27 protein-coding genes and 2 tRNA genes are annotated in these 24,518 nt (G+C 53.8%); all 29 read left to right on the top strand.

Annotation, left to right across the window (positions count from 1 at the left end):
- Positions 1-344: 344 nt before the first annotated feature.
- The 29 genes from aspS (at position 345) to eutL (ending at position 24,518) form a co-directional block, all read left to right on the top strand.
- Positions 345-2,150 carry an aspartate--tRNA ligase gene (aspS, locus tag CDH47_RS09895; RefSeq protein WP_100639703.1) on the top strand — a complete coding sequence of 602 codons (1,806 nt, stop codon included), beginning with the start codon at positions 345-347 and terminating at the stop codon, positions 2,148-2,150.
- A 13-nt stretch (positions 2,151-2,163) separates the two neighbouring features.
- Positions 2,164-2,691 carry a crossover junction endodeoxyribonuclease RuvC gene (ruvC, locus tag CDH47_RS09900; protein ID WP_100639796.1) on the top strand — a complete coding sequence of 176 codons (528 nt, stop codon included), beginning with the start codon at positions 2,164-2,166 and terminating at the stop codon, positions 2,689-2,691.
- A gap of 29 nt (positions 2,692-2,720) precedes the next feature.
- Positions 2,721-3,350 (top strand): Holliday junction branch migration protein RuvA, encoded by a 630-nt coding sequence (ruvA, locus tag CDH47_RS09905; protein WP_100639704.1) that lies wholly within the window; start codon positions 2,721-2,723, stop codon positions 3,348-3,350.
- Between the two features lie 139 nt (positions 3,351-3,489).
- Complete coding sequence (ruvB, locus tag CDH47_RS09910; RefSeq protein ID WP_100639705.1) at positions 3,490-4,518, top strand: Holliday junction branch migration DNA helicase RuvB; 1,029 nt, start codon at positions 3,490-3,492, stop codon at positions 4,516-4,518.
- Positions 4,515-4,952 carry a tol-pal system-associated acyl-CoA thioesterase gene (gene ybgC / locus CDH47_RS09915; protein ID WP_100639706.1) on the top strand — a complete coding sequence of 146 codons (438 nt, stop codon included), beginning with the start codon at positions 4,515-4,517 and terminating at the stop codon, positions 4,950-4,952. Before ruvB ends, ybgC begins: the two co-directional genes overlap by 4 nt.
- Before the next feature lie 40 nt (positions 4,953-4,992).
- Positions 4,993-5,682: a protein TolQ gene (gene tolQ, locus CDH47_RS09920; protein ID WP_100639707.1), complete on the top strand. Its 690-nt coding sequence runs from the start codon at positions 4,993-4,995 to the stop codon at positions 5,680-5,682.
- 34 nt (positions 5,683-5,716) lie between these two features.
- Positions 5,717-6,163, top strand: coding sequence for a protein TolR (gene tolR / locus CDH47_RS09925; RefSeq protein WP_100639797.1), 447 nt, complete (start codon positions 5,717-5,719; stop codon positions 6,161-6,163).
- A 22-nt stretch (positions 6,164-6,185) separates the two neighbouring features.
- Entirely contained in the window at positions 6,186-7,229 is a 1,044-nt protein-coding gene (tolA, locus tag CDH47_RS09930) for a cell envelope integrity protein TolA (RefSeq protein WP_239985690.1), read from the top strand.
- 73 nt (positions 7,230-7,302) lie between these two features.
- Positions 7,303-8,559 carry a Tol-Pal system beta propeller repeat protein TolB gene (tolB, locus tag CDH47_RS09935; RefSeq protein WP_239985712.1) on the top strand — a complete coding sequence of 419 codons (1,257 nt, stop codon included), beginning with the start codon at positions 7,303-7,305 and terminating at the stop codon, positions 8,557-8,559.
- 68 nt (positions 8,560-8,627) lie between these two features.
- The gene (gene pal, locus CDH47_RS09940) at positions 8,628-9,197 is read left to right on the top strand and encodes a peptidoglycan-associated lipoprotein Pal (RefSeq protein WP_100639710.1); all 570 of its coding nucleotides are present in this window, start codon (positions 8,628-8,630) and stop codon (positions 9,195-9,197) included.
- 27 nt (positions 9,198-9,224) lie between these two features.
- Positions 9,225-9,995, top strand: a complete 771-nt coding sequence (gene ybgF / locus CDH47_RS09945) for a tol-pal system protein YbgF (RefSeq protein WP_100639711.1) — start codon at positions 9,225-9,227, stop codon at positions 9,993-9,995.
- A gap of 86 nt (positions 9,996-10,081) precedes the next feature.
- Positions 10,082-10,157 (top strand) — tRNA-Lys (locus CDH47_RS09950).
- Between the two features lie 71 nt (positions 10,158-10,228).
- Positions 10,229-10,304, top strand: a tRNA-Lys gene (locus CDH47_RS09955).
- A 323-nt stretch (positions 10,305-10,627) separates the two neighbouring features.
- On the top strand, positions 10,628-10,993 hold the full coding sequence (gene eutS / locus CDH47_RS09960) for an ethanolamine utilization microcompartment protein EutS (protein ID WP_100639712.1): 366 nt from the start codon (positions 10,628-10,630) through the stop codon (positions 10,991-10,993).
- Complete coding sequence (locus tag CDH47_RS09965) at positions 10,972-11,526, top strand: EutP/PduV family microcompartment system protein (protein WP_100639713.1); 555 nt, start codon at positions 10,972-10,974, stop codon at positions 11,524-11,526. Before eutS ends, CDH47_RS09965 begins: the two co-directional genes overlap by 22 nt.
- A gap of 24 nt (positions 11,527-11,550) precedes the next feature.
- The gene (gene eutQ, locus CDH47_RS09970; RefSeq protein ID WP_100639714.1) at positions 11,551-12,246 is read left to right on the top strand and encodes an ethanolamine utilization acetate kinase EutQ; all 696 of its coding nucleotides are present in this window, start codon (positions 11,551-11,553) and stop codon (positions 12,244-12,246) included.
- Between the two features lie 14 nt (positions 12,247-12,260).
- Positions 12,261-13,085: an ethanolamine utilization cob(I)yrinic acid a,c-diamide adenosyltransferase EutT gene (eutT, locus tag CDH47_RS09975; RefSeq protein WP_100639715.1), complete on the top strand. Its 825-nt coding sequence runs from the start codon at positions 12,261-12,263 to the stop codon at positions 13,083-13,085.
- Positions 13,082-14,065 (top strand): phosphate acetyltransferase, encoded by a 984-nt coding sequence (gene pta / locus CDH47_RS09980; protein WP_193601635.1) that lies wholly within the window; start codon positions 13,082-13,084, stop codon positions 14,063-14,065. Before eutT ends, pta begins: the two co-directional genes overlap by 4 nt.
- A 23-nt stretch (positions 14,066-14,088) precedes the next feature.
- Positions 14,089-14,388 (top strand): ethanolamine utilization microcompartment protein EutM, encoded by a 300-nt coding sequence (gene eutM / locus CDH47_RS09985; RefSeq protein WP_100639716.1) that lies wholly within the window; start codon positions 14,089-14,091, stop codon positions 14,386-14,388.
- 91 nt (positions 14,389-14,479) lie between these two features.
- Entirely contained in the window at positions 14,480-14,800 is a 321-nt protein-coding gene (gene eutM, locus CDH47_RS09990; RefSeq protein ID WP_153045476.1) for an ethanolamine utilization microcompartment protein EutM, read from the top strand.
- 31 nt (positions 14,801-14,831) lie between these two features.
- Positions 14,832-15,137, top strand: coding sequence for a EutN/CcmL family microcompartment protein (locus tag CDH47_RS09995; RefSeq protein ID WP_100639717.1), 306 nt, complete (start codon positions 14,832-14,834; stop codon positions 15,135-15,137).
- A gap of 55 nt (positions 15,138-15,192) precedes the next feature.
- Positions 15,193-16,590, top strand: a complete 1,398-nt coding sequence (locus tag CDH47_RS10000; protein ID WP_100639718.1) for an aldehyde dehydrogenase family protein — start codon at positions 15,193-15,195, stop codon at positions 16,588-16,590.
- 13 nt (positions 16,591-16,603) lie between these two features.
- A complete protein-coding gene (gene eutJ / locus CDH47_RS10005) occupies positions 16,604-17,449 on the top strand; it encodes an ethanolamine utilization protein EutJ (RefSeq protein ID WP_100639719.1) in 846 nt (281 codons plus the stop codon).
- Between the two features lies 1 nt (position 17,450).
- The gene (locus CDH47_RS10010; protein WP_100639720.1) at positions 17,451-18,698 is read left to right on the top strand and encodes an iron-containing alcohol dehydrogenase family protein; all 1,248 of its coding nucleotides are present in this window, start codon (positions 17,451-17,453) and stop codon (positions 18,696-18,698) included.
- A gap of 33 nt (positions 18,699-18,731) precedes the next feature.
- The gene (eutH, locus tag CDH47_RS10015) at positions 18,732-20,030 is read left to right on the top strand and encodes an ethanolamine utilization protein EutH (RefSeq protein ID WP_100639721.1); all 1,299 of its coding nucleotides are present in this window, start codon (positions 18,732-18,734) and stop codon (positions 20,028-20,030) included.
- Complete coding sequence (locus tag CDH47_RS10020) at positions 20,027-21,460, top strand: ethanolamine ammonia-lyase reactivating factor EutA (protein ID WP_100639722.1); 1,434 nt, start codon at positions 20,027-20,029, stop codon at positions 21,458-21,460. Before eutH ends, CDH47_RS10020 begins: the two co-directional genes overlap by 4 nt.
- Before the next feature lie 14 nt (positions 21,461-21,474).
- Positions 21,475-22,839: an ethanolamine ammonia-lyase subunit EutB gene (locus tag CDH47_RS10025; protein WP_100639723.1), complete on the top strand. Its 1,365-nt coding sequence runs from the start codon at positions 21,475-21,477 to the stop codon at positions 22,837-22,839.
- A 10-nt stretch (positions 22,840-22,849) separates the two neighbouring features.
- Positions 22,850-23,788 (top strand): ethanolamine ammonia-lyase subunit EutC, encoded by a 939-nt coding sequence (gene eutC / locus CDH47_RS10030; protein WP_100639724.1) that lies wholly within the window; start codon positions 22,850-22,852, stop codon positions 23,786-23,788.
- Between the two features lie 73 nt (positions 23,789-23,861).
- A complete protein-coding gene (eutL, locus tag CDH47_RS10035) occupies positions 23,862-24,518 on the top strand; it encodes an ethanolamine utilization microcompartment protein EutL (protein WP_100639725.1) in 657 nt (218 codons plus the stop codon).

The following is a 24,518-nucleotide window of genomic DNA, read 5'->3' on the forward strand; positions in this document are numbered from 1 at the left end:
GTCTAGCCGTCTGTTACCAGTGAGGGAACCCGCCATTGGTTGCCTGGCACATAAATTTCAGTGCCAGCTGTCTTGCGGGAAACATGCCTGATTTTCGTAACCAATATGTTTATAATAAGCCTCTTTTTGAGAAACTCTCTTGCCAGTTTTATTGGCAGGCAGGAATAAAGTTAGCGGCAAGCGGGCGTATGGGCTTTCCGAAACCGTGCGGAGCCATGGATGGCGGAGCCGAGCGTACAGGGAGGTATTCACAGCGTGTTTCGGAAAGCCCATACGCCCGCTTGCTTGCACGCTGAATCGAACATCAACATTAATCCAAAACACCAGACACTACGGGAACCGGTATGCGCAGTCATTATTGCGGTGGGATCAATGAATCTCACATCGATCAGGAAGTTACACTCTGCGGATGGGTACACCGCCGCCGCGATCACGGTGGGGTTATCTTCCTGGATTTGCGTGACCGCGATGGTATTGCGCAAGTTGTGGTAGATCCGGACACCGAGGAAAGCTTTGCGCTTGCAGAGAAAGTGCGTAGTGAGTATGTGGTGAAGATTAAAGGCCTGGTGCGCCGTCGCCCTGCAGGCACTGAAAACAGCAATATGCCTACGGGCCAGGTTGAAATGCTCGGCAAGGAAGTCACCATCCTGAACGCCGCAGCCACACCTCCATTCCCGCTCGACGAGCATGTAGACGTTGGCGAAGATGTGCGCCTGCGCTATCGCTTTGTGGATCTGCGCCGCCCGGAAATGCTGAACCGCCTGCGCTTTCGTTCACGGGTAACCAGCTATATCCGCAACTACCTCGACAGTAACGGCTTCATGGATGTGGAAACCCCCATCCTGACCCGCGCAACGCCGGAGGGCGCCCGTGATTATCTGGTGCCGAGCCGCACCCACGAAGGTTCTTTCTTTGCGCTTCCGCAATCGCCTCAGCTGTTCAAGCAGATGCTGATGGTGTCTGGTGTAGATCGCTACTACCAGATTGCCAAGTGCTTCCGTGATGAGGACTTGCGTGCAGATCGTCAGCCTGAATTTACCCAGGTAGACATCGAGGCGTCATTCGTTAACGAAGAAGATCTGATGAACCTGAACGAGGACATGATTCGTGCCCTGTTCAAAGACGTCATGGGCGTTGAGTTGCCGGAATTCCCACGCATGCCCTATGCAGAAGCTATGGATCGCTTCGGCAGTGACAAGCCGGACTTGCGTATCCCGCTTGAGCTTCAGGATGTGGGTGATCTGGTTGCCGGTGTTGATTTCAAGGTGTTTGCAGGCCCGGCAAACGACCCGAAAGGTCGCGTGGCAGCTCTGCGGGTACCCAAAGGTGGCGAGCTGAGCCGTAAGCAGATCGATGAGTACACCAAATATGTGGGCATATACGGTGCTAAGGGCCTGGCGTACATCAAGGTCAACGAGCTGTCCAAAGGCGTTGAAGGTCTGCAATCACCCATCGTGAAGTTCCTGGGCGATGATGTTGCAATGGCTGTAATCGAGCGTACCGGTGCAGAAGACGGCGATATTGTGTTCTTCGGCGCAGACAAGACGACAGTGGTTAACGAAGCGCTGGGCGCGCTGCGAATCAAGGTGGGACACGACCTGGATATGCTGACCAGTGAGTGGGCGCCAATGTGGGTTGTGGACTTCCCGATGTTTGAGGTTCTGCCGGATGGCGGTTTGACCGCTATTCACCACCCCTTCACAGCGCCAAGCTGCAGCCCTGAAGAATTGGCTGCTAAACCGGAAACGGCTTTGTCCCGTGCTTACGATATGGTTCTTAACGGCACCGAGCTGGGTGGCGGTTCTGTTCGTATCCACAGTGATAAAATGCAGCAGGAAGTGTTCCGGATTTTGGGCATCAGTGAAGAAGAATCTCGCGCCAAGTTCGGGTTCCTTCTGGACGCACTCAAGTACGGTTGCCCCCCCCATGGTGGTTTGGCTTTCGGCCTGGACCGACTGCTGATGTTGATGACGGGCGCGAGTTCGATTCGCGATGTGATTGCCTTCCCGAAAACCCAGAGCGCAACCTGCCTGATGACTCAAGCGCCGGGTGAGGTAGATGAAAAGCAGCTGCGTGAGCTGAACATTCGTCTGCGTAAAAAGCCTGTAAAAGGCTCTGATGACCAGGCTGCACAAACCGAAGAGAAGTAAGCAGGGCATTGATGTGGCGATTATTCTGGGTGTCGACCCCGGCTCAAGGATCACCGGTTACGGTATTATCCGGGCTGAAGGCCGGCACATAGAATACATCGACAGTGGCTGTATCCGCATGGGTGAGAAGCCCATGCCGGAGCGCCTCAAGATCATCTTCCAAAGCCTGGCGAGCTTGATTGGCGAGTTCCGGCCTGAGGAGTTTGCCATTGAGCAGGTGTTTATGGCCCGCAATCCAGACTCCGCACTCAAGCTAGGGCAAGCCCGTGGTGCTGCTATAGTCAGTGCGGCCACCAGCGGGTTGGTGGTGCATGAATACTCAGCCCGGCAAGTAAAACAAGCGGTGGTGGGCAAGGGCGGTGCCGAAAAATCCCAGGTACAGCACATGGTTCAGGTGTTGCTGTCACTCTCCCGAAAACCCCAAGCTGACGCCGCCGATGCTCTGGCCATCGCCTTGTGCCATGCGCACATGAATCAAAGCATACTGAGAGTGGCAGGGAGTGGCGGCAAGTCGCGCAGCGGTCGCGTGCGACAACAATAACAGCTCTGCGGAGCGGCAGGAGGTAATCCTTGATAGGTCGTATCCGAGGTATTCTGGTCGAAAAAACACCCGGGCAGGCACTCATCGAATGCGGTGGCCTGGGTTACGAAGTTGATATTCCTTTCACAGCCTTTTACCACCTGCCAGAACCCGGGCAGGAGGTTACCCTTCATACACATTTTGTGGTTCGCGAAGACGCTCAAAGCCTGTACGGATTTGCCTCACGGCTTGATCGTGATTTGTTCCGGTTGCTGATTAAAGTGAACGGTGTAGGCCCCAAGGTGGCTACCGGGATTCTTTCTGGTCTGGATGCGCAGCAGTTTATCCGCTGCGTGGAAGGGCGTGATATCAAGTCACTGGTGAAGCTCCCCGGGGTTGGCAAAAAAACCGCAGAGCGCCTTTTGATCGAGATGACAGATCGGATCAAGCAGCTTGAGGGGCAGTTTATACCTGCTTCCGCGGGAGCAGATGTGGGTAGCGATGAGGCTCTCCAGTTGGCAGTTACCACGCATAATCCCGCCGACGAAGCAGAGGCGGCGCTGATTGCGCTTGGATATAAACCTCAAGAGGCCGCACGGGCAATCAGCAAGGTGGCTGAAGAGGGCATGAGCAGTGAGGCCTTGATTCGTCTGGCTCTGCGTAACATGATTCCAGCATGATGACCTGACTTTAATGTGTCGCCTGTATAGCGCCAAACCTGTAGAGAGCGTAACGTGACACCCAGTTGGCTGTTTGTACAATTGAGTCACTTTTGGTTTGAAGTGGCAGCCTATTGATTTCCCTTGAGCGGATATGTAAATGATTGAATCCGATCGGCTGATCTCAGCCCGGGCAGGAGACAACGAGGAGATTCAGGATCGCGCGATCCGGCCAACGTTGCTGGCAGAGTATGTGGGGCAGCCCGCGGTACGGGAGCAGATGGATATCTTCATCTCGGCAGCGCGGGGCCGTGGGGAGGCGTTGGACCATGTACTTATTTTCGGACCGCCGGGGCTGGGCAAAACCACACTGGCCAATATTATTGCCAACGAAATGGGCGTGTCGATCAAAACCACGTCCGGGCCGGTGCTTGAGAAGGCTGGGGATCTCGCCGCCATGCTCACCAATCTGGAAGAGGGCGATGTCCTCTTCATTGACGAGATTCATCGCTTGAGTGCAGTGGTAGAAGAAATACTGTACCCGGCCATGGAAGACTACCAGCTGGACATCATGATTGGTGAAGGGCCGGCAGCCCGTTCGATCAAGCTCGACCTGCCACCGTTTACGCTGGTGGGCGCAACCACCCGCGCAGGCCTGCTAACCTCACCCTTGAGGGACAGGTTTGGAATAGTTCAACGCCTCGAATTTTATAACACGGCAGATCTTACCCACATTGTCGGTCGGTCCGCTCGGCTTTCAGGTGTGGATATTGATGAAGAAGGTGCCTACGAAATAGCGCACCGTTCCAGAGGCACCCCCCGCATAGCCAATCGCCTTTTGCGACGGGTAAGAGACTATGCAGAAGTGCGCGCGGACGGACATATCAGCGCAGACATTGCCGACCAGGCGCTGAATATGCTGAAGGTAGACAGCCAGGGCTTTGATCATATGGACAGACGCCTGCTGTTAGCAATGATCGAAAAATTTGACGGCGGGCCAGTGGGGGTCGAAAGTCTTGCTGCTGCGATCAGCGAAGAACGCGGAACCATCGAAGATGTTCTTGAGCCCTTCCTGATTCAGCAGGGCTTTATGGTTCGCACGCCCCGTGGTCGTATGGTGACATCTCATGCCTATCAACATTTCGGCATAGTGAGGGAACCCGCGGAACCAGAAGGAGGTTCCCTTTGAGCGATACTGGCGCCCCAGCTGGCTTTCTATGGCCTGTCCGGGTTTACATTGAGGATACCGATGCTGGCGGTATTGTGTTTCACGCCAAGTATCTTCATTACATGGAGCGTGCCCGCACAGAATGGGTGCGCAGCTGTGGAGTCGGGCTTCGAGCCGGGTTGGCAGACAATATAAGCTATGTTGTTCAAAGGCTGTCTATTCACTACGCAGTACCTGCAATGCTCGACGATGAGTTAATGGTTAGTGCTGAGCCAGTGGCCTTTGGTCGTGTCTGGATGGAATTCAGGCAGAGAGTATTGCGCAAGAGTGATAACAAATTGCTGTGTGAAGCGAGTGTACGAGTGGCTTGTATTGCTCTTGATAGCGGGCGGCCAAGGCGCTTGCCGGAGAACATGCTTGAGCTGCTGGAACAAAATCGTTCGAAGCTCGACTGAAGAAAATTAATCAAAACACGAGATAACCCAGGAGTAAGTGGTGGATTCGGAACTATCAGTCTGGAGTCTGATTGCAAATGCCGGTGTGTTGGTTCAGCTGGTTATGTTGTTACTCGTTGCCGCATCGGTGATTTCCTGGGCGCTTATTTTTCAGCGTTTGCAGGTGTTTCGAAAAGCCCGGCAGGCGCAGTTGGCGTTTGAAGAACGCTTCTGGTCTGGAATGGATCTGGGGCAGCTCTACCGTGAAGTCAATGCGGACCCTACACCTTACTCTGGTATGGAAGCGCTATTCCGTGCCGGGTTTAAAGAATTCTCAAGGCTGCGCCAGCAAAGCCGTGATGCCGATGCAGTTATGGAGGGCACTCAGCGAGCTATGCGAGTGGCCTTCTCCCGTGAACAGGAGCGACTTGAAACCCACTTGCCGTTTCTGGCGACTGTGGGCTCAACAAGCCCCTATGTAGGCCTGTTCGGTACCGTGTGGGGCATTATGAACTCATTTCGTGGCCTGGCTCAGGTTCAGCAGGCAACGCTGGCAACGGTCGCACCTGGTATCTCTGAAGCATTGATTGCTACAGCCATGGGTTTGTTCGCGGCAATACCGGCGGTTATTGCATACAACCGCTTCTCTGCAACCTCAGATGCCTTGCTGAAGAATTATGAAACCTTCGCAGAAGAGTTTTCCAGCATCCTGCATCGCCGTGTTCACAGCGCCGAGAAAGGCGCATCCTGATGACGTTTTTGGTTAGCAGATGGAGCGCACCGCTATGAAAGGCATGGGAATGATGCCCGAGAATCGGAAAAAGCCGATGTCGGAAATCAACGTTGTTCCGTACATCGACGTAATGCTGGTGCTACTGATTATATTCATGGTCACGGCACCTATGCTTACGCAAGGCGTGAAGGTTGATCTTCCGGAGACGTCTTCACAGCCGATTCACGCTGACAAGAATGTTGAATCGATCATTGTATCGGTCGACTCAAACGGAGCCTATTACGTAGAAATTGGTGATAAAGGTAGTGATCCCATGGCCCTGGCTGAAGTTCGGGCGCAGGTAGCAAAAATTCTTTCTGAAAGAGCGTCTCGCGACATTCTCGTGCGTGGTGATGAGAACGTCGATTACGGCACCGTGGTTCGTTTGATGGCAGCTCTTCAGGGGGCAGGGGCGACCAGTATAGGGCTGATAACCGATGCAGCCCCGGACGAAACGTGAGATCAGCGCAGGCGGAGTTGTTGTGACAGGTCAGGAAAGGGAATACACCAGCACCGGAGTGCCGCCCTGGAAGTCACCAGTTGCACTTTCTGTGGCTTTGCATCTGCTTATTGCTGGCGTTGCACTGGCGGGGTGGTCTTGGTCTTCTCCCATCAAGGAGCCGCCGCCCAGTAGTATCTCGGCGCGCTTGATTACCCAGCAGAAGCCGGAACCGAGCCCGGTTGTTGAGCCGATAGACCAGCCAGACAAAGAGCAGAAGCGTAAGGAGCTGGAAAAACAGAAGCAGGCAGAACTGCAAAAACGCCAGAAAGAGGAAGAAGCGCGCAAGGCTGCGGAGCAGAAAAAGCGCGAAGAAGCCAAGCGGAAAGCTGAAGAGCAGGAGCGCAAGCGCAAGCGCGAGCAAGCCAAAGCTGAAGAGTTGAAGGTTAAAGAAGCCCGGGAAGCCGCGCGCCAAAAAGCAGAAGCCGAAGCAAAAGAGCGCGAGCGCCGTGCGGCAGAAGCGGAAGCTGAAAAGAAACGACAGCAAGAAGCCAAGCGTAAGGCAGAAGAAGAAAAACAGCGCAAGGAAGAACAGCGAAAGCGCGAAGAAGCCGAGCGTAAAAGGCAGGAAGAGCTGGCTCGTAAAGAAGCGGAGCGCAAGCGGATGGAAGCAGAGCGTAGGCTACAGGAGCAGCAACTGGAGGCTCAGGCAGAACAGGCCAGAAAAGCCCGAGCGGATGAGGCTCGCCGCCAGGAGCAGGCCGCAGCTGCCAGGGCCCGTGAAGCCCAGATGCTGTCTGAGAGTCAAAAGTATCAAGCATTGATACGTGAAAGGCTCAGCCAGGCATGGTATCCGCCTTCATCAGCCACTGAAGAAATGACGGCGCGTTTGCAGATTACTTTACTGCCCACCGGTGAGCTGGCCAGTGTAAAACTGGTGGCCAGTAGCGGGAACACAGCGTTCGATAATTCTGCCTTGGGTGCAGTAAGATCTTTGAATCGGTACCCGGTGCCATCTGAGCGGGACACGTTTGAAACCTATTTCCGCCAGTTTACGATCGAGTTCAATCCTCGAAGATTGAGATAAGGATGCGGGCAATACCATGAAACACAAGACGTCAATCAAGCTACCAGGGGCAGTTTTTACGGCGGTTGTCGTGATGCTTGTGGCAGCCACCAGTGCTCAAGCCGAACTGTTGATCCGAATTACCGAGGGGGCAGACTCTGCAATTCCGTTATCTGTGGTGCCGTTTGCAGAAAATGGCACCATGCCTGCCGGCGATAAGCTGAGCAGCATTGTGCAGGCGGATTTGGCAATGAGTGGTGAGTTTCGCCCTTTGCCTCCAGAGAAAATGCTAAGCCTGCCGTCGAAACGCTCTGAAGTATATTTCCGGGACTGGCGGCTGCTTGGTCAGCGTTATGTGCTCGTGGGTGAGCTTACCCGTAACGGTGACAGAGTCCAGGCTCGTTACGAGCTGTTTGATGTTAACCGTGAAGAGCGGATTCTTGGTGAAACCGCAGCAGCGCCAGCGTCAAACATGCGCTCTCTGGCCCATCACGTTAGCGATAAGGTGTATGAGGCCATCACCGGCGTTCCTGGAGCGTTTTCGACCAAACTGGCCTACGTAACCCTCGAGCGGTTGAATGGTAAATCGGTTTACCGGCTGCAGGTGAGTGATATAGACGGCAAGCGCGCCAGAATCCGTCTTGAGAGCAAAGAGCCGATTCTATCGCCGGCATGGTCACCAGATGGCAAACAACTGGCCTACGTGTCTTTTGAAACTGGCAAGCCGGTTATTTTTGTTCACCATCTCAGCTCGGGCCAGCGCACGAAAGTGGCAGACTTTCCCGGATTGAACTCTGCGCCTGCCTGGTCTGTTGATGGTCAATCGCTGCTGATGACCTTGTCAAAAGACGGTAATGCTGAGATTTATGAAATGAACCTTCAATCCCGCAAGGTAACAAAACTCACTAATCATTGGGCCATCGACACCGAAGCTGCCTGGGATAGCGCAGGGAAGGGTATTTTCTTTACCTCGGATCGTTCAGGTGGACCACAGGTCTATTACATGGCTAAGCCCGGAGCTGAGCCAAGACGCCTTACGTTCGGCAGCCGCTACAATGCTCGTCCTCGCCCGGACAGTACCGGCAAATATGTGTATTACGTGCACCAGCGTGACCGGGCCTTCACCATTGCCCGCACTAATCTTGAAAACGATGAAGAAACGGTGCTTACGCGCACAGAATCCGATGAGTCTCCCAGCGTGTCGCCAAATGGCCGCATGTTGATTTATGCCACTAAACAAAGTGGTGAAAGCGTACTGACTGTTATTTCAGCAGATGGCGGTGCCGCCTACAGCCTTCCCGCGTCGAAGGGGGATGTTCGAGACCCGGCGTGGGGACCTTTTGTTCAGTAGCGGGTGGTTATACAGGCATCCAACTGAAAAAGCAGAAGTTCAAGTCAACCAACGGAAAGGAAATAATCATGAAGTTGTCAGCTCAATCCAAAGTAATTGCACTGCTGTTTTCTGCAGGCCTCTTCGCTGGTTGTAGCACCACTGGCGAAAGCATGGAAGACGGGGCTTACGGTTCCGATGTTCAGCCTATCGACCAGGACGGCGGTTCTACCGTCTACGGTGGTGGCGATCAGGGTGGTATCTCTTCGTCTTCAATGACGGAAGAAGAGCGCATGGAAATCCAGCAGCAGATGGAGCAGGAAGCCTTGCGCGACATTACAACCTTCTATTTTGACTTCGATACCTCCGAGATCAAGCCTGAAGCCCGTGACGTACTCATGGCCCACGCCCGCTACCTGTCCGGTAATCCTGGCCAGAAGGTTCGCCTTGAGGGGCATGGTGATGAGCGTGGTTCCAAGGAATACAACCTGGCTTTGGGTGAGCGCCGCGCGAACGCCGTTCAGCGTTTCCTGATTGTAAATGGGGCTTCACGGGGCCAGATGGAAACCATAAGCTATGGTGAAGAGAAGCCGGCGGTAATGGGCTCGACAGAGAGCGCGTGGGCACAGAACCGCCGTGTGGAACTCGTATTCGAGTAAACCCACATACAACATCAGGTTAAATCCATGAGAAAGCAGCTCATGGCGACAGTGTTTTTCCCGCTTGCCTTAGGGCAGGCGGGAATGGCGCTGGCGCAATCATCTACATCCGCATTCCAGAGCAATGCCTCAGAAGCTCAGCGCAAGGCTAATTCCAGCCAGGCCACGTCTGAGCTGTTTTATATGATCCAGCAACTCCAGGGCGAAGTACGGCGCCTGCAAGGTGAAACTGAAGAGCAAAGGCATCTTATAAAACGCCTGCAGGATCAGGGCAGGGACCGCTACATTGATCTGGACCAGCGAATTCTCGACCTTTCAGAGAAGGTGTCTTCTCAGCCCCGAGTCGCAGATAGCACAGGCAAAGGAACCGGAAATAAAAAAAACTCAGCTCAAATACGTGAGTATCGTCAGCCTGATGCAGAAGAGCGTAAGGCATACAACGAGATTCAGAATCTTATCCATAGCCAGAAAAAGTACGACGAAGCCATTAGCCGGCTCTATGAATTCATAGACAAGTACCCTGAAGGGGATTTAACGGTGAATGCCTACTATTGGCTGGGAGAGGTGTACCTTGTCAAACCGCAGCTGGAGCAGGCGCGACAGGCATTCTCCATTGTGGCAACCCGTTATGCGGACCATCGCAAAGCATCGGACGCTGTGTATAAACTGGGGATTACTCTGGATCGGCTCGATAAAAAATCCGAGGCTCGCCAGCAGATGGAGCAGGTTTTGAATGACTATCCGGAAAGTGATGCTGCAGGTCTTGCGAGGAAATTTCTGGGCGCGAATAAGGGCTGATATTCGACGATTTAAAAAAATATTGGAAAACATGGCGCGAAAGGGTTGAACGTCGGGGAAAAATCATTACTATATGCGCCTCGCTTGGGTCGTTAGCTCAGTTGGTAGAGCAGTTGGCTTTTAACCAATTGGTCGATGGTTCGAATCCATCACGACCCACCATATTCGATATTCCAGGGCAGTTGCTGAGCCGCTTTGGAATCGATCAGGGTCCAACACTGATCACTTTTTTTGGGTCGTTAGCTCAGTTGGTAGAGCAGTTGGCTTTTAACCAATTGGTCGATGGTTCGAATCCATCACGACCCACCATTTTTCAGCGCTTGAGTCGTTCAAACCTGGCGCTTTGAAAGAAAGACCAAAAAGTTAGATTTTATAAAGCTGCAGAGATGCAGCTTTTTTTTGCTTTGCATTTGCCCCTCCCTTTTGTGTTATCTGCCCGAATCAGACACACCTTCTCCAAAATCTGAAAAAACCTGCGGTTTTCAGCTATACATTGATCAGCATCAATTTTCTGTTGATGAGTTTCCGTGCCGACTGGCTTTTATCCGGTACTGGTCTAGTCTGAACATGGGTTCAGATTTAATCGTGTTTAAACCACCAGCCAGTAAAACGCTAAACAAAGCGGAGCACTCATGGTATCTGCATTTGGTTCTGGTGCCTCATCCGGTATAGAACGCATTATTCAGGAGTATGTCCCGGGTAAGCAGGTAACCTTGGCGCATTTGCTCGCGAATCCCACTGAAGATCTTTGTCATAAGGTTGGTGTCGAGCACGCGGAAGCAATTGGCATCCTTACCCTGACTCCCGGCGAAACAGCGATTATCGCCGGAGATGTGGCGACCAAATATGCGTCAGTAAAGATTGGATTTCTGGATAGGTTTTCGGGCGCGCTCGTGCTCACTGGCAGTATAGGGTCGGTAGAGGAAGCGTTAAGTGCCATTTTGTCTACGCTGGAGTCGTCATTGGGGTACAGAGTATGTCAGGCAACCCGGACGTAAGTGAAAGCAGGCTGACGCCAAACCTGGCTGATTTCGTGGTGGTGGGCGACGTGGGCAGCGGCAAAACGGCACTGACGCTTGCGCTGCTCGAATCCAGTGAGCCGGTAATGAAAACCCAGGCTGCCGTGTTTCACCCCAGCCAGGTGGTCGACACGCCAGGCGAGTTCACCAGCCGCCCCGCATACTACGGCGCCTTGCTTTCTACCATTGTCGACATCAGCACGGTTGTGTATTTGCAGCCGGCTGATAGCAGGGCCTTCTCATTGCCACCGGGGCTTCTGCATGTGTATCCCGACAAGCGTGTTATTGGCGTCGTCAGCAAAATTGATTTGCCAGATGCCGACACCGAAGCGGCCTGCCGGGTGCTGGCGGACCATAATATTTCCCCGCCGTACTTTCTTACTTCAACCGCAACGGGCGAGGGGATTTCTGCCTTGCGATCTTTTCTGATCAGTTTGCAAACACCGAATGCCAGTATTGGTGCCGGCGAAGAGTGTGCTGAGTGCGCTAGTGCTGGCGAAAACGAGTTTTGATACGAATCTGATAGGGGCCGGATTATGAAATCTCTGTTAACGGCTGAGACAATCAAGGAGCTTCACCAGAAAGGACAGACGTCGGTGGAGATTGTTCCGCGGCAAACAATCATTACGCCAGAAGCGCGGGATGTGGCTAAAAAGCTCGGAATGAACATCGTTGATGTTCCGGTTGGCAGCAAGTGCCACAAGGATCGCGAGCCTTTGGTCGACAAACACTCTGGCAGTCTGCAAGCGATAAAAAAGGCGGTCAGGGAAAAACTGCCCGCCGCGCACCAGAATTCCAGTTTGCTTGACCAGCTCATCGAAAAAGCGCTTAAGGAACTGCAGCACCAAGAGGAGGTGGGTCCCTCCTTTGAGCGGGAGAAAGCACCCAATGGTGTCGTTCTTGTACGTGGCAGTTCTGTTAAACCCGGAAAATTCGAAGGCGCAAAAGGTAAGCCAATAGGGCTGACGGATGTGATTGGTGCTGCCGATAATAGCTCCATTGCAGCCGGGTATATGCAATGGGAAAACTGCAGCTTCCCCTGGACCCTCAACTACGACGAAATTGATGTGGTTCTGGAAGGCGAACTGCACATTACCTGCGGCAATAAGACGCATATCGGAAAGCCGGGGGATGTGTTCTTTATACCCAAGGGTGCAGCTATCGAATTTGGGTCGCCCGGGAAAGTACGTTTTGTGTATGTGACTTATCCTGCGGATTGGTCAGCGCAATAAAAGGGGTTGTAGCTATGCCATCCTGGATTACAGAAACCAGTTTGCGAGCCGAGCATGGTCTGGCCCATGGCAGTGAAGTGCACCTGCCTGAAGGAGCCAAGCTTACCCCGTCTGCAAGTCAGCTGCTCGCTGAGCGCAAGATACGCATCAAGTATATCGGTGATGACGGTCGGCTGTTTCTACCCGATGAAGCCGAGACAGGTGCCAATCAGAAAACGCCCGTTCATCCTCTTACCAGCGCGAACAAACGCCCAGGGAACATTTGCGCGGTTTGCAACAGCCAGGTCCAGAAGAAAACCCAGTTATTGACCCTGCTGGATGGCGAAAAGCTGGTCCCCAAAACCCACCCCGTGATCGCACTGCGTGGCAAGCTTGATACGCTTATTTCCCAAACAGTGTGGGTGCAGGGCCAATTTTCGGAGAGCTTTGAGAAGCATCCGGCATTACGCCATGCACTAGCAGACCTGAGGTCCTTCATGGGTAACCTGCTGCGCAGTGAAGTCACCGGTGAAGAGCAGACCCAGATCAGCATGGGCGACCTGAATGACGAAACCATTCACCGCATCTCCCATAACCCCCTGAAGTATCTTGGTCACGATCACATAGTTCCCGAGCTGAAACATGGTGTGAACGTGTCGCTACTGAATGTTCTCAGGGCTATGGCCCGGGAAGCAGAAGTCGTGGCCTGTCATGCATTTCAAACAGACAGTTTTGATCTCACACGGCCGGATATTGTTCAGGGGCTGAACCGCCTGAGCAGTGCTTTATACGTTCTTATGATTATGACCCTGGTGGTTGAAACAACCGGGTCTCTGCCGGACCTTGGAGGAATTTCATGATCCGGATGATGGAGCAGTGCCGGAGCGCCTGTCGCAAAGCCCCCAAGCGCATTGTTTTTCCTGATGCGCTTGATGTGCGGGTTTTGCAGGCGGCAAATGAACTGAAAAAGCAAGGGTTGGCGGAACCGGTTTTCCTGTGTAATCCGTTTGAATTTCGTGATTACGCTCACAGCGCAGGTTTGGCGATGTCGTCATTTTCAATCGTAGACCCGCTGCGCTCATCCTGGATGGATTCTTTTATCAGTGCCTACCTGGATGAAAACGAGGGAGTCGGCAGGGAAGAGGCTTATACGCTCCTGAGCGATCCACTGTATTTCGGCGCCATGATGGTTAAGTGCAAACAAGCGGATATCTGCATCGCGGGAAATGTGTCCACCAGTGGCGACGTAATCCGCGCAGCCATCAAAGTCATCGGAGTTAAGGGCGGTGATAAAACCGTGTCCTCATTTTTTCTGATGTCTACGGCGGAGGGCACTGATTTCAGATTGTTCGCCGATGCCGGCGTGATACCTGAGCCTACCGTGGAGCAGCTTGCGAGCATCGCCATCGATTCGGCCCACAGTTTCGAAACCCTTACGGGTGAGAAGGCGCGGGTTGCGCTTCTGTCGTTTTCTACCAAGGGCAGCTCGCAGCACCCTGCTGCCCAGCGCATACGGAAAGCCTTCGAGCTGGCTAGCACACGGGAACCATCACTGATCATTGATGGAGAATTGCAATTTGATACGGCTATTGTGCCTTCGGTTGCGCTGAAAAAAGCACCCGAAAGCCCACTGAAAGGTAACTCGAATGTTCTGATATTTCCGTCACTCGATGCGGGAAATATCGCTTACAAGGTTGCCCAGCGCTTGTGCAACTACATGGCGCTGGGGCCGATGCTGGTCGGTTTGGCGAAACCTATGCATGATTTATCACGGGGCTGTACTGCCGACGAAATCGTCGATGTGGCCGTTGTGGCGTCATGCCTGGTAAATAAAGAGTAGTAATACCCTGAGGAGATTTAACCATGAATGAAGCACTTGGAATTATTGAAACAAAAGGCCTGACAGCTCTGATTGAAGCCTCTGACGCGATGGTCAAGGCTGCCAGGGTTGAACTTGTTGGTTACAAGCAGATTGGCAGCGGCCTTGTCACTGCCATGGTCCGGGGTGATGTGGCGGCCTGCAAGGCTGCGACAGACGCCGGTGCAGCTGCCGCGCAGAGACTGGGTGAGCTGGTGGCTGTACATGTGATCCCACGTCCGCATGGCGATCTGGAAACTATTTTCCCGATCAATCCTGCGGCGAAGTCTTCATCTGGTTCCTGAGGAAGTCAGGGGACCCTGACAAAGGTTTATGCCGATGAACGCAGTCTGGAAGCAGACTTCAGAAAAAGCCGTAAGGCATGAGGGTACAAGAATGATGGAAGCACTGGGCATTATTGAAACCAAGGGCCTGACGGCTCTTATAGAGGCCTCAGATGCCATGGTTAAGGCTGCCAGAGTAGAGCTGGTGGGCTATGAGCAAATTGGTCATGGCTACGTCACTGCGTTGGTTCGAGGTGATGTGGCCGCGTGCAAGGCGGCGACTGACGCAGGAGCCGCCGCAGCACAAAGGCTAGGTGAGCTGATAGCGGTCCATGTTATTCCACGGCCACACGCAGATCTGGAAGCCATTTTTCCGATTCTGCCGAGAAAAGCGGCAGAGCCGGGGAAACCGAACCAGGGGAAGAAAGCATAGGGCCAAGGTTAACTGATCTGGAAGAAATCCCATGAGACTTGCAAAGGTTATCGGTCAAGTCGTTGCTACTGTCCGCAGCGAGCGTTTAGGGATGGATAAGCTGGCCTTGGTCAAGTTTATCGATCAGGACGGAAAGGAAGAGAGCTCAGTTATGGTGGCAGCTGACAGGCTGGGCGCGGGGGAAGGTGAATGGGTGCTTGTGGTCAGCGGCAGCTCCGCCCGGATGTCAGTAGACGGCACCGGCCAGACACCCGTTGATTTGAGCATCGTGGGTATTATCGACGAAGTGACCGGCGGCTCAAAAACCTGGTTTCAGAAGTACCAGCGAAACTATTAGGCCACGGTTATAGGGTTGTCATCAGTTTCAGGGCAACCATGGGGGGAGATGGAAGATGCAAACGGATGCAAAGCAGATTGAGTCCATCGTACGCCGCGTTATTGAGCAGTTGCATTCTCCGCAGCGTGACGGTGAAAACTATGGCGTGTTCAGCACGCTTGATGATGCCGTAGCCGGGGCTCAGAGCGCTTATAAAAAGATACGGACGATGGCGCAGAGAGAAGCGATCATCGCGGCTATCCGGCGCATGGGTAGTGAGCATGTTAAAGAACTGTCCGAACTTGCCGTTCAGGAAACGGGGTTTGGTCGGGTTGAAGATAAAATACGCAAACACCAGTTGGTTCTCGAAAAAACACCCGGGATTGAATCCATAGTGCCCACGGCCGTTACGGGTGATCACGGGTTGTCGCTTATTGAGAACGCACCCTGGGGTGTAATAGCGTCCGTTACACCTTCTACCAATCCGTCTGCAACCATCCTGAATAATGCTATCAGTATGATTGCGGCCGGTAATTCGGTTGTGTTTTCCCCGCATCCAGCAGCCAAGGCCGTATCGCAGCGCACCGTGCAGTTAATTAACCGTGCCTCTGAAAGTGTGGGCGGGCCTGCAAACCTCGTAACCTGCGTTGAAGAACCCACGATTGAAGCAGCCACAAGGCTGTTCAGCTTTCCCGGCATCCATCTGCTTACCATTACCGGCGGCGAAGCCGTAGTGAATGCAGCCCGCAAAGTAACCGACAAGCGCCTGATTGCCGCAGGGCCGGGTAACCCTCCGGTTGTGGTAGACGAGACTGCAGACATAGAGCGAGCGGCTATCAGCATCGTTCAGGGGGCTTCGTTTGACAACAACATCATCTGCGTTGATGAAAAAGAAATAATTGCCGTAGAGTCGATTGCGTCAGAGCTGAAAACGGCCATGTGCCGGCACGGTGCTGCGGAGATCAATGCAGATCAGGCTGACGCTGTAGCGAGGCTCGTTCTGGCCGGATACCCCGGTCCGAATCCGCATCCGAAACCGGAATGGGTTGGGCGCGATGCTGAAAAAATCGCGGCCGCTGCAGGTTTCAATGTTCCGGCGGGCACTCGCTTGCTCGTTACCGAAACCGAGCGCGATCACGCGTTCGCCACCACAGAGATGATGCTCCCGGTAATTCCTCTGATACGCGCCCGTGACGCAGACCAGGCAATTGATTGGGCAGTGGAACTGGAAGCAGGCAATCACCACACGGCAGCCATGCATTCCCGCAATATCGACAACCTTTCCCGTATGGCCCTCGAAATCGATTGCAGCCTGTTTGTAAAAAATGGTCCCTGCCTTGCCGGATTGGGTGCGGGAGGAGAGGGGTGGACATCCATGACGATATCCACTCCTACCGGAGAAGGCGTTACCAACGCGAGCACGTTTGTACGCAAACGGCGCTGCACCATGGTGGATTCGTTCCGGATCGTCTGACAAGGAGAGCGTAATGAGCAGGACAATGGCCGAGGTTAACAAGTTGCTTGAGAAAACTGCCGGCCTGATCAACAAGGACACCGCCAGCCCTTTCCAGGGAAAAGTCAGAGTAGGTGTCGACCTGGGTACAGCCGACATTCAGACCATTGTGCTGGACGCGAATGGCAACCCCCTTGCCGGCTATATGGATTGGGCCAATGTCGTTCGTGATGGGGTTGTGGTGGATTTCTTCGGGGCCAGCCAGATTGTTCGGGAACAGGTGCGGCGAGCCAGTGAAAAGCTGGGCATTACTATTGAGCATGTCACCACATCCTTCCCACCAGGTACTGATTCCCGCATATCGACGAACGTAATTGAGGCCGCCGGCCTTGAAGTGGCAGATGTTATTGATGAACCCAGCAGTGTTGCCCGGCTGCTGCAACTTGATCATGCCGCAGTGGTAGACATTGGGGGTGGTACAACCGGAACGGCCATTATCGAGAAGGGCGAAGTCGTTTGCTCCCGGGATGACGCAACCGGTGGGCGGCATATCACGCTGACCCTCGCAGGGCACTTCGGCATCCCCTTTGAAGAAGCAGAAGAAATGAAGCGCGCCACGAAAGACCTGGCTTTGTCCCGACTGGCGTCGCCAGTCATTGCGAAAATGGCGGACATCGTTCGAAGCCACATTGCGGACTCTAAAGTGCCGGCTATCTATCTGACCGGAGGCTCCTGTGCGTTACCGGGATTCCTTGAAGCCTTTGCGGCGGAGTTTCCGGATATTGAGGTTGTGCTTCCATCGCACCCCCTTTACTTGACGCCTTTGGCGATCGCCAGTTATTCGAGCGCTCTCCAGGCCAAAGCGGCGAGGGTTGGTTGATATGAATTCGCGAGAGCAGGCACTGGACAATGCGTTGATTGAGAGCATCGTTACCCAAACGGTGGATGAGTTGGCGCCCCGTGGTCTGTTCAATTTCAATGCGCCCCGCCAAACCCTGATGGGCGAGGGCGCCATCCTGAAAATTGGCGACAAGCTTCGCCAGCTAGGCGCCTCGCAGGTGCTAGTGATTGCCGACCGCGTGGTGCATGAACAGGGATTGATGCGGAGCATGGAAAGAAGCCTGGAGCGAGCAGGCATCAAGTTTACTATCTATCCGTGTATTACCCGGGAGCCTGACGAAACCCTGGTTGCTTCTGCCACTGAGTTACTCGCCCGCAACCAGGCTGACTTTGTGTTGGGGTTTGGCGGTGGATCTGCGCTTGATGCCGCCAAGGCCATCGCCCTTGCGGGAACCAGCCAGAGCAGTTTGCAGCAGTTGGCGGAACCGGGTTTCGCCGGTCGCCGGGTTATAGGTTTGGGAGCCGTGCCAACCACTGCAGGCACAGGATCGGAAGTAACGGATATCAGCGTCATTATGTGTGCTGACCGCTGGCACAAATTTGTAATCAAACATGTGGACTTGATGCCGGATCTCGCCATTGTCGACCCGGGACTGATGCTGGATCTGCCTCCTTTGGTCACAGCTGCTACGGGTATTGATGCTCTGACTCATGCCATAGAGGCCTATGGCGCGCGAAGCTCCCATCCGCTGGCAAAAGCCTTGGCTATCTGTGCCGTACAGAGCATCGCTGAGGCACTGCCCATTGTAGTGGGCAACGGTGGCGATATTGCAGCTCGGCTGACTATGGCAACCGCTGCCTATAAAGCCGGGCTGGCATTCAGTAACTCCGGGCTTGGCCTGGTTCACGCAATATCCCACCAGATTGGTGCCCGCTATCGGCTAGCCCATGGCATCGCTAATGGAATACTCCTGCCTTATGTCATGCGATTTAACGCTCTGGTGTGCCAACGGGAGTATGCCGCCATAGCCCACATGCTGGGTGTTACTCGCACGGGAATGACCGAGCGGGAGCAATGTATGGCGTCCATCGATGCTGTCCGGCAGCTGTTGGCTGATCTTGGTTTACCCGGAAACCTTGCAGGCACCAACATTCACCGGGACGACTTTGCAGCCATTGCAACCGATGCCCTGGCGGATGTGTGCATCCGGGACAACCCAAGAAATGTAACCGAAGCGGATATCGTGACATTACTCGAAGAGGCGTGCGGCAATAAGAATAACTTGTGATTCAACTGTTTGCAGGAAGGCGGAGAACCGACTATGGAAATGTTAAACCAGATCATTCTTTATATCATGATGACCTTCATGGTCATCGGTGCACTGGACCGGGTGTTCATGCAATTCGGTGGCTCTGAACCGGTTCTTGGAAAACTTGGCCTTCGCGGCGTAGGGCGTTCCATTTCCGGTGCAGGCAACGAGTTTGAAGAAGGTTTCCAGGCCATGGGCGCACTGGCACTGGCCATGGTCGGTATTATTGCCATGGCGCCAGTATTGGCGAAGATATTGTCTCCGGTTGTAGTGCCCATCTATACCTTCCTTGGCGCTGACCCTGCAATGTTCGCCACTACACTGCTTGCCAACGATATGGGGGGCTACTTTCTGGCGAAGGAAATGGCCACGGCGGTAGACGGCAGCATAAACTATGGAGCCTGGATGTACGCCGGTCTGATTCTCGGCGCCATGATGGGCCCCACCATTGTATTCACCATTCCTGTTGCCGTTGGCATCATCAAAGAACAGGATCGCCCCTACCTGGCTTCCGGGGTACTCGCGGGCATTGTGACCATTCCCATTGGCTGTATTGCTGGCGGGCTGGCTGCCATGGCGTCAACAGTTCTTATACCCGGTACTGAAGAGGCCATACAGTTCAACCTGCCGCTGATTTTCATGAACCTAATCCCGGTTATTATCGTGTCTGCCCTGATAGCAGCCGGCCTGTGGTTTATGCCCAACAAGATGATCAACGGATTTTCAATTTTTGCGAAATTCCTGGTCGCCTTTATCACCATTGGTCTTGCCGCTGCTGTGCTGAAAACCACACTGGGCATAACGCTGATTCCCGGCATGGATCCGATTTTCATGTCGCCAGGTGATGAGCCAGGCATAGATATGCGTGCGATCGAAGTCATTGGTTCCATCGCTATCATCCTGTTGGGTGCCTACCCGATGGTGTTGTTGCTGACCCGCTGGTTCGAGAAGCCATTGCTGAAGATGGGCAACGTGCTGGATGTGAACCCGACGGCAGCCACTGGCCTGATTGCCACCCTGGCCAACAACATACCCATGTTCCAGGTAATGAAGGATATGGACAGCCGCGGCAAGATTCTTTGCTCCGCGTTTGCCGTCAGTGCCGCGTTCACCTTTGGCGACCACCTGGGTTTCACCGCAGCAAACAAGCCAGACATGATCATGGCTGTCATCATCGGCAAGCTCGTTGGTGGCATCACAGCTGTTCTGTTCGCGATGCTGCTTGCAGACCGGATGATTGCGTCTATTGAAAAGAACGGCAAGCCGGCCTCTGAGTCATCCACCCCAGAAGAGGCGGAAGGTCAACTGTGAACAGAAAAACCGTACACAGTGTCGGTATTGATATCGGCACTACCACAACCCAGGTGATTTTTTCACGGCTCACCATGGTAAATCGGGCGCCTGTTACTCAGGTGCCCCGGTATGAGTTTGTGGAACGGGAAATCTTTTATCAGAGCCCTGTCAGGCCAACACCTTTGCAAGACGAGGGCACTGTAGATGTGCCCATGCTGCAGGGTTTTATCGATGAGCAATTTGCGGCAGCAGGTGTTGCTCTGGACGACATCGAAACCGGCGCGATCATTATCACCGGCGAAACCTCCAAGGTGAAGAACGCCAAAGATACCGTATTGGGGTTGGCTGAGCGCCTTGGTGATTTTGTGGTGGCAACTGCGGGGCCTAACCTGGAGTCTGTCATCGCCGGCAGGGGCAGTGGTGCCGGAGAATATTCGAAGCGGAACCATGCCCGGGTACTGAACATAGATATTGGTGGTGGAACCAGTAACTACGTGGTGTTTAACGGTGGCCGCGTGGAGGACACAGCCTGCCTCAATATTGGCGGGAATCTCATCAAAACAGATCGGTCGGGAGCGATAACCAGAATTCGGGAGCCGGCAAAGCACGTCATTGAATCCCTGTTCGGAGAGGGGCTTTCGGAAGGCCGCACCAGTGTGGATCAGCTTGAAAAGATCGTCGACCGTATGGCGCAGTTGGTTGTTGATGTCATCGTTGGAAATCACTCAGAGCTGTGCCAAAAGTTGATGATGACCCCTTACCTCAGAGAGGTCAGTGAGTTTGATGCGGTGTTCATAAGCGGCGGCGTAGGTACCAGCTATTACAGCCTGAAAACTGAAGAGATTGATCCCTTCCATTGGCAAGACATAGGCGTATTGCTCGGTGGTGCGTTACTGAAGCATCCCACGTTATCTGGCATGAATGTCCGGGTACCTTTGCAGACCCAGCAAGCCACGGTGATCGGCGCAGGTGCGTATTCTATGTCGCTCTCCGGAAGCTCAATCTGGCTGAATGTTGATTCGCTGCCTATCCGCAATATACCGGTGGTGGAGCCGCAGATTGACTGGGAAGCCAGCGATCAACCACCGGTATGTCAACAGATTATCGAAGCCGCAAAGCGCATGGATTTGCGTTTGCGCGAAGACAGCTATGCGATCGCCTTGGGCAGGGACATGCCTATGAGCTATCGAGCGGTGCATCACACAGCAAAAGAGATTGCAGACTATTATCAGCAGCATGGCAATCGCCAGGCGCCTGCAATCATTGTGACTGAAAATGATCTGGGCAAGGTACTGGGGATGGAGCTGCAACCCCTGGTCGACCCACAGAAGCTACTGGTTATTGATGAAGTGCGTGCCGTTGCCGGTGATTACATTGATGTCGGCGAAAGTTTTTTTGGCGGGGAAGTTGTGCCATTAACCATCAAATCTCTGGCATTTCCTGCCTAGAGGGGGAGGTTTTCATGATCTTAAAAACAACACTGTTCGGACAGGTTTATCAGTTCCGTGACGTAAAGGATGTGCTCGCGAAAGCAAACGAGCTCCGTTCCGGCGATGTGCTTGCAGGAGTGGCGGCAGAAAGTGCGCAACAGCGTGTGGCGGCAAAGCAGGTGCTGAGCGAAATGCGCCTGGAAACACTGCGGGAAAACCCGGTGGTTCCTTATGAAGAAGATGCAGTCACCCGCGTTATACAAGATGGCGTAAACAAAGGTGTTTATGAAGATATCCGGCACTGGACAGTCAGCGAACTGAGAGAGTACATCCTCTCTGATGTGCCAACCCGGGAAGACTACGAGAGATTGCGCAAGGGCTTGACGGCAGAAATGGTCGCCGCGGTATGCAAAATCTGCTCGAACGGCGACCTGATGATAGGTGCCAAAAAGCTCTATGTAATCTCCAAGGCGAATTGCACCATCGGCTCGCCCGGGACCTTCTCCGCCCGTCTGCAGCCGAATGATACCCGTGATGATATCGACAGCATCATGGTTCAGATCTACGAAGGCCTCACCTACGGCTGCGGTGATGCAGTCATCGGGGTTAACCCGGTTACTGAATCTGTGGAAAACACCATCCGCATTCTTAACAGCATCCAGGAAGTGACCGATAAGTGGAGTATTCCCACTCAGGGCTGTGTGCTATCCCACATCTCGAACCAGATGGAAGCCCTGGAAAAAGGCGCTCCCGGCGGATTGCTGTTCCAGAGCCTGTCGGGTACCGAAAAAGGCCTGAACGAATTCGGTGTGACGGTGGATCTGCTGGATGAAGCCTATGAGATGGGCAAGCACTACTGCAAGCTCGCTGGCTCCAACATGATGTACTTCGAGACTGGGCAGGGGTCTGCGTTGTCTGCCAACGCTCACCACGGCGCTGATCAGGTGACCATAGAGGCGCGAAATTACGGCCTGGCAAGGCGTTACAAACCGCACATGGTGAACACGGTAGTGGGCTTTATAGGGCCGGAATACCTCTATAACCATCAACAGATTACACGGGCAGCACTGGAAGACCATTTCATGGGCAAGCTGACCGGTATTTCCATGGGCTGTGATGCCTGCTACACCAACCACGCTGAAACCGATCAGAACTCTAACGAAAACCTCGTGGTTCTGCTGGCCGCAGCCGGTTGTAACTTCGTGATCTCTCTGCCCTTGGCCGACGACATCATGCTGAACTATCAGACCAACAGTTATCACGATATCGCAACCGCGCGACAGCTGCTTGGCTACCGTCCCGCCCCGGAATTTGAGGCCTGGATGGAGACCATGGGCCTGATGAATAACGGCAAGCTCACCGCCCGTGCGGGCGACCCATCCATCTTCTTTGATTGAGGTGACGACCATGGACGAGCAAACAATTCAGAGTATCGTCAATTCGGTGCTGCGTGAGCTGGGCGAGGAGGCACCCCCGGCGGGGCAGGTAACCCGTGTTCAGCCCCAGAGCAACGGTTCACAACAAAACAACCCTCCAGCCTACAAACCCTCTGCAGCCGCCGGTCAGCAGTCGGAAAATCAAGGTGACAGCCTCGAAGATCTCAGCCTGGAAAAATTTATTCGCTGGAATGGAGTCGAGGATGCGCATAACCCGTCGGTAAATGACGATATGGTCAAACAGACGGCAGCACGGGTATGTCAGGGGCGGGCCGGCCCAAGGCCCCGCACTCGTTCGCAGCTGCGCTTTCTTGCTGACCACTCGCGCTCAAAAGATACGGTGGTCAAGGAGGTCACTCCGGAGTGGCTTGAAAAGCAGAATTTGTGGGAGGTTCAAACCAGCATTACCGATAAGGGCGAATATCTCACACGCCCCGATCTCGGCCGTAAGCTTTCCGATGAAGCCAGAAAGATCATTGGTGAGCGCTGCAAGAAATCACCGCAGGTGCAAGTGGTTATATCAGACGGGCTCAGTACCGATGCCGTAACCAATAACCTGGATGAAATCATCCCGCCTCTTATGAAGGGTCTTGAAAGCGCCGGCTTTTCCGTTGGTACCCCCTTCTTTCTGCGTTATGGCCGGGTGAAAGCCCAGGATGAAATAGGCGATCTGCTGCAGGCGGAAGCCAACCTTCTGCTGATTGGAGAGAGGCCCGGGCTAGGGCAGTCTGAAAGTCTGAGTTGTTACTGTGTTTACAAGCCTACCGCTGATACGGTGGAGTCAGACCGCATGGTTATTTCCAATATCCACAAAGGCGGTACACCGCCCATAGAAGCGGCAGCCGTTATCGTTGATCTGACACGGAAAATGCTGGAACAGAAAGCGAGTGGGCTAAAGATGAAACGCTGAAGCCAAGGGCTCAGGCACATAGTTCGGAGTTTTTATAAAAAGACTCCCGGCAAGATACGAAAGGAGCACCATCATGGCAATTCGGGATGAAATCAGAGCAACGGTACTGGCTACCCGTGTTATTGCGTCGGTTGATGACGCAATGATGAAACAGTTTAATCTCAAAAAAGAGCAGCGCTGCATTGGAATGATTACTGCCGACAGTGATGACGTTACCTATGTGGCACTGGATGAAGCAACAAAAGCAGCACAGGTTGATGTGGTGTATGCACGATCGTTCTATGCGGGTGCTGCCCATTCATCGGGCCTGTTATCCGGCGAGGTCATCGGCATCATCGCCGGGCCGGGGCCTGCAGATGTTATTGCCGGGCTCCAGCGTGCGCAGGAAGTTATCGAGAACGAAGCCTGCTTCTACTCCGCCAACGAAGAAGGCAGTATTGCGTATTTTGCCCATCTGGTATCCGCCACAGGGGGCTACCTGTCGAAAGAGGGTGGCATGAAACGGGGCGAATCCATGGCGTATCTGATTGCGCCGCCACTGGAGGCGATGTTCGGTATGGATGCAGCGTTAAAGGCCGCTAGCGTAAAAGTGGCTACTTTCTTTTCGCCACCTTCCGAAACCAACTACGGTGGCGGGTTTTTGACCGGTAGCCAAGCGGCTTGCAGAGCAGCCTGTGAGGCCTTCGAGGAGGCAGTTCTGGCGGTTGCCGGAAACCCAATTGATATATGA

Source organism: Marinobacter salexigens, assembly GCF_002806945.1.
In the GTDB taxonomy this organism is placed as follows: Bacteria; Pseudomonadota; Gammaproteobacteria; order Pseudomonadales; family Oleiphilaceae; genus Marinobacter; species Marinobacter salexigens.